Annotated in this window: 10 protein-coding genes; 5 read left to right on the top strand and 5 right to left on the bottom strand. The window is 71.8% G+C overall.

All coding sequences use genetic code 11. From position 1 onward, the window contains the following. Positions 1–74 precede the first annotated feature (74 nt). On the bottom strand, positions 75–1,718 hold the full coding sequence (locus tag ACFYXM_RS06695; protein ID WP_389287489.1) for a protein kinase: 1,644 nt from the start codon (positions 1,716–1,718) through the stop codon (positions 75–77). A gap of 468 nt (positions 1,719–2,186) precedes the next feature. Here ACFYXM_RS06695 and ACFYXM_RS06690 point away from each other — a divergent pair, with 468 nt between their 5' ends. The 5 genes from ACFYXM_RS06690 (at position 2,187) to ACFYXM_RS06670 (ending at position 10,517) form a co-directional block, all read left to right on the top strand. Next, the gene (locus ACFYXM_RS06690) at positions 2,187–3,875 is read left to right on the top strand and encodes a protein kinase (RefSeq protein ID WP_389287487.1); all 1,689 of its coding nucleotides are present in this window, start codon (positions 2,187–2,189) and stop codon (positions 3,873–3,875) included. A gap of 1,430 nt (positions 3,876–5,305) precedes the next feature. Continuing rightward, on the top strand, positions 5,306–5,944 hold the full coding sequence (locus ACFYXM_RS06685) for a PadR family transcriptional regulator (protein ID WP_389287484.1): 639 nt from the start codon (positions 5,306–5,308) through the stop codon (positions 5,942–5,944). A gap of 267 nt (positions 5,945–6,211) precedes the next feature. Next, the gene (locus ACFYXM_RS06680; RefSeq protein WP_389287482.1) at positions 6,212–7,003 is read left to right on the top strand and encodes an ABC transporter ATP-binding protein; all 792 of its coding nucleotides are present in this window, start codon (positions 6,212–6,214) and stop codon (positions 7,001–7,003) included. Further along, positions 7,000–9,849: an FtsX-like permease family protein gene (locus tag ACFYXM_RS06675; protein ID WP_389287480.1), complete on the top strand. Its 2,850-nt coding sequence runs from the start codon at positions 7,000–7,002 to the stop codon at positions 9,847–9,849. Before ACFYXM_RS06680 ends, ACFYXM_RS06675 begins: the two co-directional genes overlap by 4 nt. Positions 9,850–9,968: 119 nt before the next feature. After that, positions 9,969–10,517: a bacterial proteasome activator family protein gene (locus ACFYXM_RS06670; RefSeq protein WP_389287478.1), complete on the top strand. Its 549-nt coding sequence runs from the start codon at positions 9,969–9,971 to the stop codon at positions 10,515–10,517. 623 nt (positions 10,518–11,140) lie between these two features. Here ACFYXM_RS06670 and ACFYXM_RS06665 read toward each other — a convergent pair. The 4 genes from ACFYXM_RS06665 to ACFYXM_RS06650 form a co-directional block, all read right to left on the bottom strand. Further along, positions 11,141–12,127: an NAD(P)H-quinone oxidoreductase gene (locus ACFYXM_RS06665; protein WP_389287476.1), complete on the bottom strand. Its 987-nt coding sequence runs from the start codon at positions 12,125–12,127 to the stop codon at positions 11,141–11,143. 163 nt (positions 12,128–12,290) lie between these two features. Next, complete coding sequence (locus ACFYXM_RS06660; RefSeq protein ID WP_389287475.1) at positions 12,291–13,427, bottom strand: potassium channel family protein; 1,137 nt, start codon at positions 13,425–13,427, stop codon at positions 12,291–12,293. Continuing rightward, complete coding sequence (locus tag ACFYXM_RS06655) at positions 13,385–15,301, bottom strand: molybdopterin-binding protein (protein ID WP_389287473.1); 1,917 nt, start codon at positions 15,299–15,301, stop codon at positions 13,385–13,387. Before ACFYXM_RS06655 ends, ACFYXM_RS06660 begins: the two co-directional genes overlap by 43 nt. After that, entirely contained in the window at positions 15,298–16,146 is an 849-nt protein-coding gene (locus tag ACFYXM_RS06650; protein WP_389287471.1) for an NTP transferase domain-containing protein, read from the bottom strand. Before ACFYXM_RS06650 ends, ACFYXM_RS06655 begins: the two co-directional genes overlap by 4 nt. Between the last annotated feature and the right edge of the window lie 227 nt (positions 16,147–16,373).

The following is a 16,373-nucleotide window of genomic DNA, read 5'->3' as shown; positions in this document are numbered from 1 at the left end:
GGCCGGAAAACCATCGGCCCGGGGCGGTCCTTTCCTGCGGTCACGCATCCACGACGATCACGCGGCGTCGACGGTCACTGGCCGGTGCCCATCGTGGTCCCCAGGGGGCCTGAGGAGGATCCGGTCGTTCCGTTGCCGGTGCCGCTTCCGTCCGTCGTACCGGTACTGCCGTCGGTGGTACCGGTACTGCCGTCGGTGGTACCGGTACTGCCGTCGGTGGTACCGGTGCTGCCGTCCGTCGTACCGGTGCTGCCGTCCGTCGTGCCGGTGCTGCCCTCGGACGTCCCCGTGCCGCCGTCCCCCGTACCGCCCGTGGCCGGGGTCGACGGCTCGTCGGTGGACGGATCATCCGGCTCGTTCTGCCGGGCCGGCGGGGTGTAGGTGTGACGGGGCCACGTTCCCTGCTGGTCGCCGCTGGAGTTCTCCGGCTGCTGGTCCTGCTCGGTCTCGTCGTCCTTCGGCGTCGGCGAACTCTCCGGCGAGGACGTCGAGCTGGAGGTCGGGGTCGGCGTCTTCTTGTCCTGGTCGTCGCCGTTGTTCGCGGCATTGACCGCGAGGGCGACCCCGGCGGTGATGGCGATCAGTGCGAACACGACGAACAGCCACATCTTGCCGCGCCCGCCGGCACGCTGGTGCCCGCCCTCGTAGCCGCCGTCGTCCGGGTTCATCGGCGGCAGGATCGGCCCCTGCGAGGTGTCGCCGTGGCGGGGGTGGTTCATCGCCATCGTGCCGCCGGTGACGCCCATGGGCGGGGTGTGCCCGCCCTCGAACATCGTGGCCGGGCCGGTGTTCCAGGTACCGGTGTGCCCGCCCTGCGTCTGGACCATCTGCAGGCTGTACTGGACGAGTCCGCGCATCTCCTCGGCGCTCTGGAACCGGTCGTCCGGGTCCTTCGCGAGCGAGCGCATGACCAGCCCGTCCAGCTCCGGCGGGGCCGCTTCCAGCACGTGTGACGGCGGAACGGGCATGTCCTGCACGTGCTGGTACACGACGGACAGCGGCGTCTCGCCCGTGAACGGGGGCCGCAGCGCCAGGAGTTCGTACAGCAGGCAGCCGGTCGCGTAGAGGTCGGAACGGTGGTCGACGGCCTTGCCCAGTGCCTGCTCCGGGGAGAGGTACTGGGGCGTGCCCATGACCATGCCGGTCTGCGTCATCGTCGACTGCGCGCCGTGCAGCGCGCGGGCGATGCCGAAGTCCATCACCTTGACCGCGCCCGAGTTCGTGATGATCACGTTGGCGGGCTTGATGTCACGGTGCACGATGCCGTGCTGGTGCGAGTAGGCGAGTGCCTCCAGCACCCCCGAGACGATGATCAGCGCCTGCTCGGGCGGCGGGGCCTCGGCGTTGAGCAGCAGATCACGGATGGTGCGGCCCTCGACGAGCTCCATCACGATGTAGGGGACGGTCTGGCCGCCCACGACGTCCTCGCCGGAGTCGTACACGGCGACGATCGCATGGTGGTTGAGACCGGCCACCGACTGCGCCTCGCGCGTGAACCGGGCCTTGGAGACCGGGTCTTCGGCCAGATCGGAACGCAGGAGCTTCACCGCGACCGTACGTCCCAGCCTGACGTCCTCGGCCGCGAAGACTTCGGCCATACCGCCACGGCCGAGGCGGTGGGTCATCCGGTAGCGCCCGTCACCGACGACGCCGTCGATGCCCCAGGAGTCGGTGCCATCCGAGACTCCGCCGCCGTTTGCTTCGGAATCGGGTGCCATCAGTCCTCGCCGTCGTATCTGTCCGCGCGTCCGCGGGTTCTCACGGTGTCTAAGGGCTGTCCCGTAATCCCCGGCGGGCGCGCGACGACAGCTGCGGCACCTCGCCGCGTTGTCGGAACGTCCGCATACATTCAGTATGCGGACGCCCCTCCGCCTTGCGATGCACCACATCCGACGCCGCGCGCTGGTCCGCCACGGATTACGGGACAGCCCTTAGCTGCATTGCCACGCCACGCTACAGCCTTTGGCGGACGCCCCGTTCCCGCGAGGCACAGCCCGGCGAACCGCCCCCCGGGGACCTATGGGGAGCCCGCGCGGATTCCATGCGGTTCCTGTAACGCTTCCAGGACGCTTCTTGTGCGGAGGGTCACGGAACGGGCACCCGGCTTGACGTGTCGGACCCCTGGGGCAGACTTGGCGCGTAATAGGGATCATCGCGTGGGTCGCGCGCCGAGGGGGAAGCAAGTCATGAGCCAGGACGGCGCACACGGCGCGCAGAGCGCGCAGGGCCGCTATGCGGGCGGCTCGGTCGCCGGTGGCCGGTACCAGCTTCGCGACCTGCTCGGCGAGGGCGGCATGGCGTCCGTGTACCTGGCGTACGACACCGCGCTGGACCGGCAGGTCGCGATCAAGACGCTCCACACGGAGCTGGGCCGCGAGCAGTCCTTCCGCGAGCGGTTCCGCCGCGAGGCGCAGGCCGTTGCCAAACTGCAGCACACCAACATCGTCTCGGTCTTCGACACCGGCGAGGACGAGCTCGGCGGCGCGCTGATGCCGTACATCGTCATGGAGTACGTGGAGGGGCAGCCGCTCGGCTCCGTGCTCCAGGCGGACATCCAGAAGTACGGGGCGATGCCCGCCGACAAGGCGCTCAAGGTGACGTCCGACGTGCTGGCCGCGCTGGACACCAGCCACGAGATGGGGCTGGTCCACCGCGACATCAAGCCGGGCAACGTGATGATGACCAAGCGCGGTGTCGTGAAGGTCATGGACTTCGGCATCGCCCGCGCCATGCAGTCGGGCGTCACATCGATGACCCAGACCGGCATGGTCGTCGGCACCCCTCAGTACCTCTCCCCCGAACAGGCCCTGGGCCGCGGGGTCGACGCGCGCTCCGACCTGTACTCGGTCGGCATCATGCTGTTCCAGCTGCTGACCGGCCGTCTCCCGTTCGACGCGGACTCGCCGCTCGCCATCGCGTACGCGCACGTCCAGGAGGAGCCGGTCGCGCCCTCCACCGTCAATCGCGCGGTCACCCCGGCGATGGACGCGCTCGTCGCCCGCGCACTGAAGAAGAACCCCAACGAGCGTTTCCCGAGCGCCGCGGCGATGCAGGACGAGATCGCGCGCGTGCTGAGCGCGGACGGTCAGGCGGGCGCCCCGGTGATCGTCGCGGGCGGCCCGGTGAACAGCGGCTCGGGCGTCGGCTCGACGGTCTTCCCGCCGGTCGGCCAGGCCACCCCGGCGCCGCAGAACGTCCAGACGCCCTACCAACCGGGCCCGTACCAGCAGGGCGCCCAGCCGGGTTCGTACGGTCCCGCGACCCCGGCACCCGCGCCCGGCCCGTCGTACGGCTATCCGCAGTCGGCTCCGGCGTACCAGAACCAGGCGGCGATGTCATCGGTGCCGACGGCGCCGTCGATGCAGCAGACCCCGCCGCCGTACACGGTCGGACCGCAGACCGTCCCGGGCGGTGGCGGTGGCGGTGGCGGTGGCGGTGGCGGTTCGAAGCGGAGCATGCCGGTGGTCGTCGGCGCGATCGTGGTCGCGCTGGTCGCGATAGGCGGGCTGATCACGTACCTCTCGCTGCAGGGCTCGGACACGGGCCGGGACAACGAGGCCGACGAGACCCCGGCCGCGACGGGCGAGCACAAGCCGCCGGAGCGAAACCGGACGATGAAGACCGAGAAGTGCACGGACGCCCTGGAGAGCACCGACGACCTGGCGAAGGTCGACGCGCCGAACTTCCTCTACAAGGACTTCCTGTCCGCCAAGGCGTGCGCCGACGCGGCCGGCTGGGTCGTCAAGAAGGTCGAGGTGCCGGGGAACACGTACGCCGAGGACCAGATCATCGACCAGTTCCCGTCCGCCAACACCGCCGTGGACAAGGTGGGCGCCAAGTTCGAACTGCGCGTCGCGACGGGCGACCCGGCCTGAGCGGATCCGGCCCCCGGTGGCGGGTCAGCTCCCCCGGTGGCGGACCCGGCTGTCCCGGTGGCGGACCCGGCTGTCCCGGTGGCGGGGGCACGCCGGTCCGGCTGCCGGACGACGGGCAGGTGCGGGCCGAGGGCGGTGCGGGCCGGGTGGGGCTTGCCTCCGAGTGGCCGCGCGTGGGGCCTGTGTGACGGCATAACCGGATGCGGCGCTCCCGGGGAGAGGCTGCACCCTGCATGTCCCTGGCGCCCGCACATATCCATGACGCCCGCACATGCCAATGACGCTCCATGCATGTCCATGGCACTCTGCATGCCCGAAACATCCGAGATGCCTGACATATTTCGACATGTGACTCTGACCTCATGGCTCAAGGACTTCTGCCTTCGCGATCCACGAGGTGCGTGGCCTGCCTCATACTCTCGGCGGGCGCGGCACTGGGGGCCGCGGCCGGTGAGGCGCACGCGGGCCGACGCCCGAGCGGCGACATACCGGGTACGGCCGACGCCCCGGTGACGACTGCGACGGTCGCGATGTCCACGCCCCTCGCCCGCCCCTCGCCCGCCCCCGGCACCGAACCGTCGACCAGGGGCCTCACCTCTTCGGCCGTACCGTCCGCCCTCCCCGCGGACACACCCCCGACGCCCGGACCACCCCCGTCGCATCCGTCCCCACCCATATCCCTCTCCTCCCCCGCCACACCTCTTTCGTCCGGGTCCGCGCACCCCGCCACTTCCGCCCCCGCGGCCCGCACGACACCCCCGGACCCCGCCACGCCCCCGGCCTCTCCGGCCTCTCCGGCTTCCCCGCCTTCCCCGGCCGCTTCGGGCTCCCCCACCCCCGGCTCCAGCTCTTCCGCCGACGGAGAGTCGACGCCTCCGGAAACACAGCCCCCGCACGCCGGGCGCGAGGCCGGAGAAGGACGTACCCGGCCCGGGCGATCGCTCTCGCCACAGGGGCTCTCACAGGAACCCGCACCGGACCCCGCAGAGGATTTCGCACAAACGGACGAATCGCTCGACGACTTCACCGAGCCCGACGCGCACCCCGCGGCCGTCGATCCGGCGCCGCTGACGCCCGCCGGGAAACAGGCACCGAGCGCCTCCCCCGGGGCCGGCCGGAGCGCCCCGCAGGCCCTCGACGGGCCCTCCGCACGACAGGTCCGGCAGGTGTCCATGGGGGCGGGAATCGCGCTGATAGGACTGGGCCTGGGCTTCCTGGCCCTCCGCTTCCGGCACCCCGGTTGACCTTCTCCGCCGCGTGAATCCGGTCACCTCCACCCCTGGCCCACCGCCTGCTCCGGCCACCACCCCCTCCCTGCTCCACTCCCCGCCCCATCCCTCCCCTGCTCCTCCTCCACCCCTCATTCACCAGCGGTCTCGCCCCCCGAAGACGACTTGCACCGATGAACATACTCGGTATACATACTCAGTATGTCGATCCGCCATGGGCTCTTGGCCCTGTTGGAGCGGGGCCCCAGATACGGTTCCCAGCTCCGTACCGAATTCGAGTCGCGCACCGGCTCCACCTGGCCGCTCAACGTCGGCCAGGTGTACACGACGCTGAGCCGGCTGGAGCGCGACGGCCTGGTCGTCCAGGACGACGAGGACGACCAGGGGCACGCCCTCTACGCGATCACCGACAAGGGCCGTACCGAGCTGCGGAACTGGTTCGAGACGCCCGTCGACCGCAGCAGTCCGCCGCGTGATGAGCTGGCCATCAAGCTCGCCATGGCGGTCGGAGCGCCGGGCGTGGACATCCGGGCCGTCATCCAGTCCCAGCGCCACCACACCATCAAGGCGATGCAGGACTACACCCGCCTCAAGGCGCAGGCCCTCGCCGACGTCCCAACCAACCGCGACGAGGTCGCCTGGCTGCTCGTGCTCGAACAGCTGATCTTCCAGGCGGAGGCCGAGGCACGCTGGCTGGACCACTGCGAATCACGGCTGGTCCGCCTCGCCGAGGCCGCCGCCACCGAACCGGAGCCCGAGCCGCGTGCCGCGAGCCGTGGCCCGGCTCGCGCCCCGGCCCGTACGCCTGCCCGCCTAGGCCGCCTGCGCGGCCGGGCCTGACCGCGGCACGTAGCGCCCGCGTACGCCGCCGAGCCACCCGGCACCGCCGGGGGCGCCCCGGTACCACCGGGGATCGCCGCGGCCCCGCCGGGACCGGCCGGGGAACACCGGGACCGCGAAGGCCACGGGAAGGCCGCTGAAGGCCATCCACCGCAGCCCGCCACCGGCGCCCGCACACGCCCTCACCGGCGAACGGAGCACCTCGGCGTACGGACCTCGACGTCCGGCGCCGCACCACAGAACCGTCACAGGGGGGAACCACCCACCATGTCCTCACACACCCCGTCCCGCCCCGGATCCACGGCCGCCGTCCCACCGGGCTCCCCGGCACCGGGTGGCACACCGGTGCTCGAACTGCGGGCCCTCACCCGTACCCACGGCAGCGGCGTCGCCGAGGTGCACGCCCTGCGCGGCATCGACCTGTCCGTGTACGCGGGTGAACTCGTCGCGGTCATGGGGCCGTCGGGTTCCGGCAAGTCCACCCTGCTGACCATCGCCGGCGGGCTCGACACCGCGACCAGCGGCCAGGTGATCATCGAGGGGCAGGACATATCCGGTCTCGGCCCCAAAGGGATCGCCGCCCTGCGCCGCCGCAGCGTCGGCTACGTCTTCCAGGACTACAACCTGATCCCGGCGCTCACCGCGGCCGAGAACATCGCCCTGCCGCGCGAGCTCGACGGGGTCTCCGTGCGCAAGGCCCGCAAGGAGGCGCGCGCGGCGCTGGAGGAGATGAACCTCCTCCAGGTCGCCGACCGGTTCCCCGACGAGATGTCCGGCGGTCAGCAGCAGCGTGTGGCGATCGCCCGCGCCCTGGTGGGCGACCGGCGCCTGGTGCTCGCCGACGAACCGACCGGCGCCCTGGACTCCGAGACCGGCGAAAACGTGCTGGCGCTGCTGCGCAGCCGCTGCGACCAGGGGGCCGCGGGCGTGATGGTGACGCACGAACCGAGGTTCGCGGCCTGGGCGGACCGGGTCGTCTTCCTGCGGGACGGCTCGATCGTCGACCAGGCGCTCACCGTCGGGGCCGACGCGCTGCTGACCGGCGAGGGCGCCGAGTGAGCGTGTTCACGGGCTGGCGCGCCGCCCTCCGAATAGCCCGCCGCGACGCGCTGCGCGCCAAGGGCCGCAGCGCGCTGGTGGTCGCGATGATCGCGGTGCCGGTGCTGGGCGTCACAGCCCTCGACGTGACGTACCGCAGCATGGAGCAGACCACCTCCGAGAGACTGACAAGCCAGATGGGGTCGGCGGACGCCCTCTTCACCGACCAGCAGATGGGCCCGCTGGAGCAGATGCCCGACGGGCAGATACTCCAGCAGGCCGACCCGGACGCCCCGGTGTCCGTCGAGCCCCTGCCTCCGGTCGACGTCACGACCACGTTCCCCAAGGGCTCACGCGCGATCAGCATCCAGTCCGTACCGGCGAGCGTCACCACCGAGTACGGCATCGCCAACACGAACATCTACGAGTTCCGCACCTCGGACGGGCTGGCGCGCGGCAAGATCGACCTCGTGCGCGGCTCCTACCCGCACGGCACGGGGGAGATGGCCGCCACCGAGCCGTTCCTCGAGGAGACCGGCCTGAGCGTCGGCTCGACGACCACCGTGCGCAACTACGGCGCGAAGTTCAAGATCACCGGCGTGATCGAGCAGCCGAACGATCTGAAGAGCACGGCCCTGTTCGCGGACCCTGGAGCGGTCATCGCCCCGTGGAAGGCGAAGGCCGACCACGACAAGAAGGTGCTGCCGCCGAACACCACTCCCAAGGAATGGCTGGTCAAGGGCCCCGACGGGGTGGGCGTGACCTGGCCCGACGTCATGGAGGCCAACAAGTCGGGCGTCCTCGTCACCTCCCGCCAGGTCGTCCTCGACCCGCCGCCGGACTCCGAGGTCCCGCTGCTCAAGAAGACGGAGCGCCCGGACTGGGGCAGCTCCGGTGGCTGGAGTGCCGCCCTCCTCACCGTGGTCTCCATGGCGGTCCTGGAGATCGTGCTGCTCGCCGGGCCCGCGTTCGCGGTCGGCGCGCGCCGCTCCCGTCGCCAGCTCGGCCTGCTGGGCACCTGTGGCGGGGACCGGCGGCACGTCCGGGCCGTGGTGCTCGGCGGCGGTCTGGTACTCGGCGGTGTCGGCGCCGTGACCGGTGTGGTGCTCGGCGTCGGGCTCACCGCGGCGTTCCGGCCCATGCTCGAGAACTGGGCCGGACAACGCTTCGGCTCCCTCGTCATGGCGCCGAAGGAGCTGCTCCTCATCGCCGCGATCGGCCTGGTCACCGGCCTTCTGGCGGCGTTCGCCCCGGCCGTCGTGGCGAGCCGGCAGTCCATTCTGGAGTCGCTCACGGGCCGTCGTGGCGTCCGGCGCTCCTCCCGGGTGCTGCCCGTCGTGGGCGCCTGCGTGCTGGCACTCGGCTGCGCCGCCGCCGTGTACGGCGCCATCAACGGGGACACGTCACTGGTCGCCGGCGGCTCGGTCGTCGCCGAACTGGGAATGCTCGGCTGCATCCCGGTGGTGGTCGGCCTCCTCGGGCGGCTCGGCCGCAGGCTGCCGCTCTCGCCCCGCATGGCGCTGCGCGACGCGGCCCGCAACCGCGGCCGCACCGCTCCCGCGGTCGCCGCGGTGATGGCGGCCGTGGCCGGTTCGGTGGCGATCGCCACCTTCATGTCCAGCAAGGCCGCCGAGCACGAGTACGAGTACACCCCCTCGCTCGCCCAGGGGACCATCGCCGTCATGTCGAACGATGACGGGTCGGCCGAACGGCTGCCGCTGGCCCGCGCCGCCGTCGAGCGGAACATGGCCGTCAGCGGCGGGCGCGCCGACTTCAAGCGGGTCTGGGCGGGCAGCGACTGCAACGTCTATTACGAGGAGGAGAACGGCTGCGGCACCTTGCGGCTGGTCAAGCCCACCGGCGAGGGCCACACCTGCCCGCTGAAGGGCAAGAGGGCCCGGGAACTCGCCGCGCGGCTCTCCGCGAACGAACACAAGGAACTGATGAACACCCCGGCCTGCCTGGGCGAGCACACGCTCGCGCACGCGTTGCCCACCGGCGAGGACCAGATTCTCGTGGCAGACGCGAACATGCTCAGCACGTATGTGAAGCTCGACGACCCCGCGGCCGCCGATGCCCTGGCCGCGGGCACACCGGTGCTGCTCAACCCGGCGTACGCCAAGGACGGTGAGATCACCCTCACCGCGGTCCACAAGTACGACGACCGCGACAAGGAGAACCGGAAGCTGCACCCGGGCAAGGCACGGACCACCACGGACCGGCTGAAGGTGTACGTGGCTCCCGCGAAGTACGCGGCGACCCCTGGCATCCGCCTGATCCTTCCGCAGAAGACCGCGGACCGGCTCGGTCTGCACACCCAGCCGGCCGGCAGCATGTACGCCGCCTCGCAGCCGCCGTCGAACGCCGAGCAGCAGCGCATCGACGGAGCATTCGAACAGGCCGGCGGCGGCTTCTGGCTCCAGTCCGATTCCGGCCCCGGCCAGGAAGAGAACACGGTCCTGCTGATCCTGACGCTGTTCGCCGGAGTGGTGACGCTGGGCGCGGCCGCGATCACGACCGGCCTCGCGAAGGCGGACGCGGAGGCGGACCTGACCACGCTCAGTGCGGTCGGTGCGCCCCCGGGCGTGCGGCGGACGCTGACCGGCTTCCAGTGCCTGGTGGTGGCGCTCACGGGCGTGGTCCTGGGCACGATCACGGGTCTGGTGCCCGCGGTGGCGCTGCGCCTCGTCGACCTGCAGGAGGCGCTGGCGACGATGCGGGCCGAGCCGATGGAGTCGGCGTACACGCCGATCGTGCTGCCCTGGGGCACGCTCGCCGTACTGGTCGTGGGCGTTCCGCTGCTCGCCGGGGCGCTCGCGGCGGTGATCACCCGGTCGCGTCAGACCCTGGCCCGGCGGGCCGGCTGACGGCACGAGCGGCCTGTTCCGGGGCCTGAGCAGCCGTTCCGGTGCCCTCGCAGACGGTGGATCAACCGTTTGCGGGGGCACCGCCGTCTCGTAGGGCGGGTGTGGGAGACAATGACGCCATGGAGATGCCGAGGAATGAACGGTCGCAGGAGCACCCCCATGTCCTCGTGGTGGGGCAGGACGGCATGGCGATCGGCGGCGGTGGCACTGACGACGACTCGCGTGAGGTCCCGGTGACGGAGATGGTCGAACAGCCCGCGAAGGTCATGCGCATCGGCAGCATGATCAAGCAGCTCCTGGAAGAGGTCAGGGCGGCTCCTCTCGACGAGGCGAGCCGGGTCAGGCTCAAGGAGATCCATGCCGGTTCCGTGAAGGAGCTGGAGGACGGTCTCGCGCCGGAGCTGGTGGAGGAGCTGGAGCGGCTCTCCCTGCCGTTCACCGAGGACTCGGTTCCCTCCGAGGCGGAACTCCGGATCGCTCAGGCCCAGTTGGTGGGCTGGCTGGAGGGCCTCTTCCACGGCATCCAGACCGCGCTGTTCGCCCAGCAGATGGCGGCGCGTGCCCAGCTGGAGCAGATGCGCCGGGCCCTTCCGTCGGGCGCCACGCACGAGGAGCAGGACGGCGGCGGCGATCAGAGCGGAGCCATCCGGACCGGCCCGTACCTCTAGTGCCGCGACCGGCAAGGTTTGCCCCGAAGGAGCGTCGTCCGGTGCGTGCGATCGCAAGGCGGAGGGTCGTCCTCGTATTGGACGTGCATGGACGATCCCGACAACGCGGCGAGGCGCCGTGCCAGGCGTCGCGGGCCGGACGGGACTTTCGCAACACGCCCCAGGCCCTGCGTCTGGCCCGTTTCTCCGACCTGCGAGCCCGTGGTCGTGACCGGTGGTCGGCGGCCCGTACGCCGATCGTCCGGTCTGCACCGCTCGCTTCGCTCACACCCGGACACCACATCGATCGCACCGAGCAGGTCGATCACATCGAGCAGGAGGCCCGGCGCACCGGTCGACGACCGGTGCGCCGGGCCTCTCCATGCACGTCCCCGTACGGACGCGTAGGGACCCGCCCGCGGTCGCCGCGACCCGCGCCCGACGTGCGTGTGTACGCGCCCGGCACGAGCGCGATGCGTCGCCGTGCGCGCGTGGGCCGCACGTGCCGCGGGCACCGGTCAGGGCGTCCGGAGCACCGTCGGCCCAGGCACGGAACGCGGTCGACCAGGCACGGGCAGCGGTCAGGCAGACGCCGCGCGCGGTCGACCAGGCACGGGCAGCGGTCAGGCGGACGCCGCGCGCGGTCAGGCCGCCGGGTTCCGCAGCAACACCTTCCCGATGTGGGCGCTGGACTCCAGCACCCGGTGGGCCTCGGCCGCGTCCGGCATCGGCAGCGAGCGGTCCACGATCGGCCGGACGACCCCACCGGCGATCAACGGCCAGACATGCTCGCGTACGGCGGCGACGATCGCCGCCTTCTCGGCGAGCGGACGGCCCCGCAGCGAGGTCGCGGTGATGGCGGCCCGCTTGCGCAGCAGGGCGTTCAGGTTCAGCTCGCCCTTCACTCCGCCCTGGAGCCCGATGATGGCCAGTCGGCCGTTGACGGCGAGTGCCTTCACGTTCCGGTCCAGGTACTTCGCGCCGACGATGTCGAGGATGACGTCCGCGCCCGCCCCGTCCGTCGCCCTGCGCAGTTCCTGGACGAAGTCCTGCTCGCGGTAGTCGATCAGGATGTCGGCCCCGAGCTCCGCGCAGCGCGCCAGCTTCTCCGGTCCGCCCGCGGTCACCGCGACCCGCGCGCCCACCGCCTTGGCGAGCTGGATCGCCATCGTGCCGATTCCGCTGGACCCGCCGTGCACCAACAGGGTCTCGCCGGGGCGCAGATGGGCCACCATGAACACGTTGGACCAGACCGTGGCCGTCACCTCGGGCAGCGCCGCGGCCGTCACCAGGTCGACCCCCTCCGGCACCGGCAGCAACTGCCCCACCGGCACGGCGACCTTCTCCGCGTATCCGCCACCGGCGAGCAGCGCGCACACCTCGTCGCCGACCGACCAGCCGCTGACCCCGGGGCCGACCGCCGAGACACGGCCCGCGCACTCCAGGCCCGGGTACGGTGACGCCCCGGGCGGCGGGTTGTAGAACCCCTGCCGCTGCAGCACGTCGGCGCGATTGACCGCGCTGGACACGACATCGACGAGGACCTCGCCCTCGCCGACCACCGGATCGGGCACCTCGGCCCATACGAGCGCCTCGGGGCCACCGGGTTCGGGGATGGTGATCGCATACATGGCCGCGAGGCTACTCCGTGCCGCGGGCCGGGCGCCCTGACGCAAGCCGGACAACCCCCGTGACAGGGGAGACCACCCCCTCACGGGAGCCGACCAGCAACGCGCACGAGGTCGGACAGCGCCACCGTACAGGCCGGTGGCATGCGGTGCGTCCGAACGCCGCCTACGGGCGGGGGCCGCCGGGCGCCGGGTTGCCGAGCGCCTGTTCGTTCGTGGCGCGCACAATGGTGATCACGCGGTCCGTCAGCTGCAACGGGCTCGCCGCCGGGTCGTCGTAGGCGAGCAGCCGGTGCCCGCGCAGCACACTGACCACGAGATCGTCCGTCTCCCGGACGCTCTTGCCCACCTCGGCCTTTATCACCGGTCGTTCGACGAGGTCGAGGCCGCTGCCCTGCTGGATCAGGTCCTCCATCACCGTGCCCGCGCTGGGGCTGAGGACGGAGAGGCCGAGCAGTCGTCCGGCCGCGCTGGCGCTGGTGATCACGGCGTCGGCACCGGACTGCCGCAGCAGCGGGGCGTTCTCCTCCTCACGCACCGCGGCGACGATCTTCGCGCTCCGGTTGAGCTGCCGCGCCGTCAATGTCACCAGCACCGCCGTGTCGTCGCGCTGCGTGGCGATGACGATCTGACGCGCCTTCTGGAGCTCGGCCCGCAGCAGCACGTCGCTGCGCGTCGCATCGCCGACCACCCCCACAAATCCCTCGGCGTTGGCGATCTCTATCACCTTGCTCGCCGGATCGACGACGACGATCTGGTCATTTCTCAGGCCTGAGGCACGCAGGGTCTGGATGGCCGAACGGCCCTTCGTACCGAATCCGACGACGACGGTGTGGTCACGCAAGTTGGTTCTCCAACGCTTCAGCCGGAAGTCCTCCCGGGTCCGTTCCGTGAGGACCTCAAGGGTGGTGCCGACCAGGATGATCAGGAAGAGCACCCGCAGCGGCGTCACAAGCACCACATTGGCGAGCCGGGCGCTGTCGCTGTACGGGGTGATGTCGCCGTATCCGGTGGTGGAGAGGGTGACCGTCGTGTAATACACCGCATCCAGCAGGTCCACCTTGCCATCGGCGCCGTCGTGGTATCCGTCACGGTCCACGTAGACGATCACCACGGTGATGGCCAGCACCAGCAGCGCCATCAACAACCGTTTGGCCACCTGCCGGGCCGGCCGGTCGACGACCCTGCGCGGGAGCTGTACCCGTGTGGGGACGACATGCTCGTCAGCGCGCCTGGCCATCGCATCGTGGCCGGGAAGTTTCACGTGAAACACCCTTCCGTCCACGGCGTCGCCGACGCCCACGGTAGTTCGAGAATCTCCACCTCGGTGCCGGACCGTACCCCGCCCGGCGGCACAACGGCCAGCCCGTCCGCCGCGGCGACCCCCCGGAGCATCGCCGGACCGTCGTAACGCAGTGGTACGACGTACTCGGCAACTCCTCCGGTTCCGATGTCACGCGCACCCGCGCCACCGGTCGGGCGGTCGGCTCCCCGGCCCCCGGCTCCTCGGCCGCCGCTCCCCCGGCGCCCGGTCGCTTCGTGGCGGGAAACGGCCACCCGGTGGACGACGGGCACCAGCCGGGTGTCATGCGGATGCCCGGGCAACTCGTCGCGGACAGCGGCCCAGTACGGCTCGCACGGAACATGGCCGGCCAGGCCGTGGAGCAGCGGCTCGGCGAGCGTGAGAAGACCCGCCACGGCGGCCAGCGGGTTGCCGGGCAGCCCGACAACGTACGGTCCGGCTGCCTTGAGTCTGGCCAGCAGCATCGGGTGGCCCGGACGAACGGCGACACCGTCGACCAGCAGCTCGGCCCCGAGCTCGGAGAGCACCGGATGGACGTGGTCGACTGGGCCCGCGGCCGTACCGCCCGTGGTGACGACAAGATCGGCGTCGGAACCGGTGAGCGCGCGCCGAAGGGCTGCCGCGTCGTCGCCGAGACGCTGCGGGGCGGAGACGGTGGCACCCAGCGCCCGCAGCCAGGGGCCGATCATCGGCCCGAGCGCGTCGCGGATCAGTCCGCCGTGCGGCAGACCGCTGGTCAGCAGCTCGTCGCCGAGGACGAGGACATCGACGCGGGGGCGCGGAACGGTGGCCAGTCCGTCGTATCCCGCGGCGGCGGCCAGTCCGAGAACGGCGGGGGTCACCACGGTTCCGGCGGGCAGCAGCAGATCACCGGAGCGGCATTCCTGGCCGCGAGGCCTGATGTCCTGCCCGGGGTGCACCCGGTACCGGGCGTGGAGCAGTCCCTTGGCCTCGTCGACATGGCCGTGCTCGCTACGGATCACGGCGTTGGCATCCGCCGGGATGCGCGCACCGGTGGCGATCCGTACGGCGTCCCCGTCGGGGAGCCTGGCGGGAGCACTGTGACCGGCGAGGATCCCCCGGTCCCGGACCGGCCGGCTCTTCGCGCCCGGGTCCGGGCTCGGCCCAGGACCGGGAGCCGCGTCCCCGGCCCCTTTGAGACCTTCCTCGCTCTCCGCCGGCTCGCGGACGGTCCACGGTCCCGGCCCGCTGACGACCCAGCCGTCCATGGCGGAGGTGTCGAAGGGCGGCAGATCGGTGAGTGCCATGAGCGGTTCGGCGAGTACGTGCCCGAGTGCCCGGTCGAGGGGAAGGTGCCGGACGCGGACGGGGTCGCCGCGGCCCGACCGGGCGGCAAGTGCGCGCGCCTCCGGCCAGGAGGTCGACCGCCCGCGCCGATCCCGCGCAGGGGGCCGGTCGGCATGCCGGTCCGGGGCAGACGACCGGGCCGCGTCCTCGTGCTCGGATGCGGGGCCGGGCCGGCCGGCCGCGTACCCCTGCCCGGCGGAGACGGCCCGGTGAGCATCGAGCCCCTGATCCGCCGAGGCGGGCCGACCCGTAGGACGGGGCTCACCCGACGACTGACGTCTGACCAGGGCAAGGGCCTGCTCGACAGCCAGCTCCTCCTCGGCGGCCCGCGCCTCCTCCGGGCTCGCACCCGTAGCCGGATTCGTACCCGGAGCCGGATTCGCACCCGACCCCGGGGGCACACCCTGCTCCGCGCTCGGAGCCGCGCCCGGCTCAGGTCCCGGATTCACACTCGGGCCCTGTCCCGTTCCCAGGTCCGGTCCCGCTGCCGGGCCAGGGCCATGGCTCGTGCTCAGCCCCGGGCTCCACCCCGGAAACGGGTCGGGCCCGTCGTCCCGGGTCGTCATCGACTCTCGTTCTCGTCCACCCACCGCCGAGCCAGCGCGGCAGCCTTGTGGGCTGCCTCGGCCACCGCTGCCGGGCCGTCGCCGTCACCGCTCGCCTTCGCCGCCGCGTATCCGACCAGGAAGGTCGTCAACGGCGCTGCGGGCCGGGCGACACCGTGAGCGGCATCACGGGCGAGGTCGAGCAGGACCTCGGTGTCCACATCGAGCTCGATGCCCAGTTCGTTCTTGACTGTGGTGATCCATTCGTCCAGCACGATCCCATGCTCCCTGATGCGGGCTCGGGCCTGCGCGACGTCCTCCCAGGTGTCACAGTCGAAGGAGGCGAGAGGGCCGGCCGGCACCCGCACCAGATCCAGTTCCTCCGTCAGCAGCCGCAGCGGAAGTCCGGACAGACCGCCGTGCTCGACGGCGATCAGGGCGAGTTCACGGCGCAGCGGCTCGGCCCGGTAGACGGCCACGAGAGGCTGGTCGCGCTCTTCATGATCCGTGCACAGGGCCCCCTCCTGCTCGCCGTCGCCGACGGCGTCCAGCAGCGCCGCGACAGTGCTCTCCGCGACGAACGGCAGATCGGCGGAGAGCACGAGCACCTGTTCCGCTCGGGTGTGCCGCACCCCGGCGTCCAACGCGGCCAACGGCCCGCCTCCCTGCGGAACCTCACGTGTCCAGGTCACCGCACGCGCCGTGGGCCGACGCCCGCCCACCACCACGGTGGTCGAGGCGCCTGCACAGGCCGCGAGCACCCGGTCGAGCAGCGTGCGGCCGCCGACCCGGATTCCGGGCTTGTCCGCTCCGCCGAGTCGTGCGGCGGCTCCTCCGGCAAGGACGATGGCGTCATACGCGGTCATGCCTCCGAGTATGCGGGCCACGCCCTCCCGGCGGTCCTCCCGGTCCTCCCGGTCCTTCCGGCCCCGCTCCTCGCCGTGCCTCTCGTCCCCCCGTCCCCTCCCCGCCATGTCCGCGTGTCCCTGCGCGACCGCTGGCGCAGACCGATCGCAGACACGGACACAGACGCAGACACGGACGAGGAGGGGGCGAGAAGGCGGTGAGGAAAGGCAAGGAGCACGCGGAGGGA

This window comes from Streptomyces sp. NPDC002476, assembly GCF_042889785.1.
Lineage (GTDB): Bacteria > Actinomycetota > Actinomycetes > Streptomycetales > Streptomycetaceae > Streptomyces.
Note: the sequence above shows the minus strand (reverse complement) of the source record. Positions and strands in the feature narration are given on the sequence as shown.

What these genes read in the sequence shown, in the direction of transcription:
- ACFYXM_RS06695 (WP_389287489.1), bottom strand. Translation starts at nt 1,718, where the DNA reads ATGGCACCCGATTCCGAAGCAAACGGCGGCGGAGTCTCGGATGGCACC.
- ACFYXM_RS06690 (WP_389287487.1), top strand. Translation starts at nt 2,187, where the DNA reads ATGAGCCAGGACGGCGCACACGGCGCGCAGAGCGCGCAGGGCCGCTAT.
- ACFYXM_RS06685 (WP_389287484.1), top strand. Translation starts at nt 5,306, where the DNA reads ATGTCGATCCGCCATGGGCTCTTGGCCCTGTTGGAGCGGGGCCCCAGA.
- ACFYXM_RS06680 (WP_389287482.1), top strand. Translation starts at nt 6,212, where the DNA reads ATGTCCTCACACACCCCGTCCCGCCCCGGATCCACGGCCGCCGTCCCA.
- ACFYXM_RS06670 (WP_389287478.1), top strand. Translation starts at nt 9,969, where the DNA reads ATGGAGATGCCGAGGAATGAACGGTCGCAGGAGCACCCCCATGTCCTC.
- ACFYXM_RS06665 (WP_389287476.1), bottom strand. Translation starts at nt 12,127, where the DNA reads ATGTATGCGATCACCATCCCCGAACCCGGTGGCCCCGAGGCGCTCGTA.
- ACFYXM_RS06655 (WP_389287473.1), bottom strand. Translation starts at nt 15,301, where the DNA reads ATGACGACCCGGGACGACGGGCCCGACCCGTTTCCGGGGTGGAGCCCG.
- ACFYXM_RS06650 (WP_389287471.1), bottom strand. Translation starts at nt 16,146, where the DNA reads ATGACCGCGTATGACGCCATCGTCCTTGCCGGAGGAGCCGCCGCACGA.